The organism is Moorena sp. SIO4G3, assembly GCF_010692305.1.
GTDB lineage: Bacteria > Cyanobacteriota > Cyanobacteriia > Cyanobacteriales > Coleofasciculaceae > Moorena > Moorena producens_A.
The window spans coordinates 1-1,663 of the sequence record NZ_JAAHIG010000711.1; the positions used below are offsets into that span (position 1 = coordinate 1).

Genomic DNA, 1,663 nt, shown 5'->3' on the forward strand with positions numbered 1-1,663 from the left:
TAGAAGTCGTTAGGCTTTGAAGCCGATGAACTCCGGCCATTCCATGCCGCCGAAGGCAGCGATTGGCACACGCGGGAAGCCGATGACGTTTGTCGCCTTGGCGTCCATGTAGGCCGCGTGGGTCGGGATCAAATCGTCTAAGAATCTCAGTCCACACTGTCCACAGGTATGGTTTTGCCGTTGTAAAGCTTTTGCGGTCTCACCGTCGTATTGGTTATTTTTCCTTTTACTCCAGTAGACTTCATTGCCATCAAAGGGTGATTTGTTTCCTTTGACCATGGTGAATCTGTTAGTTTTCCAGCTGACGCTTGGAAAGGCTTTATTAATCAATTCTACTGCTTTATGCCTGCTAATCTTTTTTTCTTTTCTGAACTTTCGTTCAGCAGTTTTCCCAGGGAACCAGAGTCTATCTCTGGTGTTTTCCATCCAGCAGTATTTATGGTAATTTCGCCATCCCCTGATGATGGGGGCTAACTTCTCTGCTTTTACTTTGGCTCCATAGTTTGAGTTGTTGACTATGTATTTGATTTTATCTCGAACGTTTCTAAAGTTTTCCTCTGAGGGGAAACTTTTGAACATTCGATTTTTCAAGACTTTCATATGCCAGCCCAGAAAATCAAATCCATCTGTCGCCTTGGTTATCTTGGTCTTTTCTTCGCTGATTTCCATTCCTCGGGTTGCCAAGAAGTTTTTGACTTTTTGGAGTATTTTCGAGGTGTTTTCACCGGATTTTATGAAAATTATCATATCATCGGCATATCTTACACTGGGATGTATGGCCTCTATACCATTTAATGCCACATTAGCTAGCAGAGGACTGACTACACCGCCTTGAGGGGTTCCCTGATTTGGAAAATCTGGTGATACTCCTGCCTTTAGGCATCTGAATATTCCTATTGAGATTCCGTAAGGTGCTATTAACCTCTCCATTATGGCGGTATGGGAAATGCGGTCAAAGCATTTCTTAATGTCTAATTCAATTACGCTCTTTTTCCAGCCATTGCTAGATGAACTAAGATTATTAAATATCTGTCTTTGTGCATCATGTGCTCCTCTTCCTTGCCTGAATCCGTAGCTTCGGGCATGGAAGGTTGCCTCATGGGCTGGTTCTAGTGCGTATTTCACGCTTACATTGCCATGCTCTGTCTGCCAGGGTCGGGACCTTTAGAATTCTGGTTTTACCATTCTTCTTAGGTATGGGAATCTCTCTTAGTCCTGAGTGCTTCCAGTTGTTACCTTCTTTTTGCAATCTTTTGGCTAATTTGATTCTTTCGTAGTAATCCATGGATTTGACTCCATCGACTCCTGCGGTTTTCTTTCCCTGATTGAGCTGTGTGACTTGGCGGATGGCCATCATCTGCGCAGCACGGGATTTCATAATCAGCTTCTGTAGCGACCTCGCTTTACCAATGTCGCCATCTCGAACTGCTTTGAACACTCGTTTTTGTAGGCGGAATAAGTCTTTCTTGGCTTTTTTCCAGTCAAAACTTTTCCAAAGTTCGCTCGCCAGTCTCCAGCAAAATTGACTTTCGGCGGCGCGTACGTGTGTTCGCATTCGTGTCCTCCAAGCGGTTGAATGGTGAGCCGACCGTCGGAGTAGAGCCGAATCGATCCTCCGTTGCCTTCGATAAGTACATCGCCAAAAGTGTATCTAGGGTTCTCG

At 44.7% G+C, this 1,663-nt stretch carries 2 protein-coding genes; both read right to left on the reverse strand.

Going from position 1 to position 1,663, the window contains the following annotated elements; all coding sequences use genetic code 11:
* Window positions 1-9 precede the first annotated feature (9 nt).
* A complete protein-coding gene (locus F6J99_RS46120) occupies window positions 10-1,125 on the reverse strand; it encodes a reverse transcriptase domain-containing protein (RefSeq protein ID WP_365975522.1) in 1,116 nt (371 codons plus the stop codon).
* The gene (locus F6J99_RS46125) at window positions 1,097-1,555 is read right to left on the reverse strand and encodes a reverse transcriptase N-terminal domain-containing protein (RefSeq protein ID WP_365975523.1); all 459 of its coding nucleotides are present in this window, start codon (window positions 1,553-1,555) and stop codon (window positions 1,097-1,099) included. Before F6J99_RS46125 ends, F6J99_RS46120 begins: the two co-directional genes overlap by 29 nt.
* Between the last annotated feature and the right edge of the window lie 108 nt (window positions 1,556-1,663).

What these genes read in the sequence shown, in the direction of transcription:
- F6J99_RS46125 (WP_365975523.1), bottom strand. Translation starts at nt 1,555, where the DNA reads ATGCGAACACACGTACGCGCCGCCGAAAGTCAATTTTGCTGGAGACTG.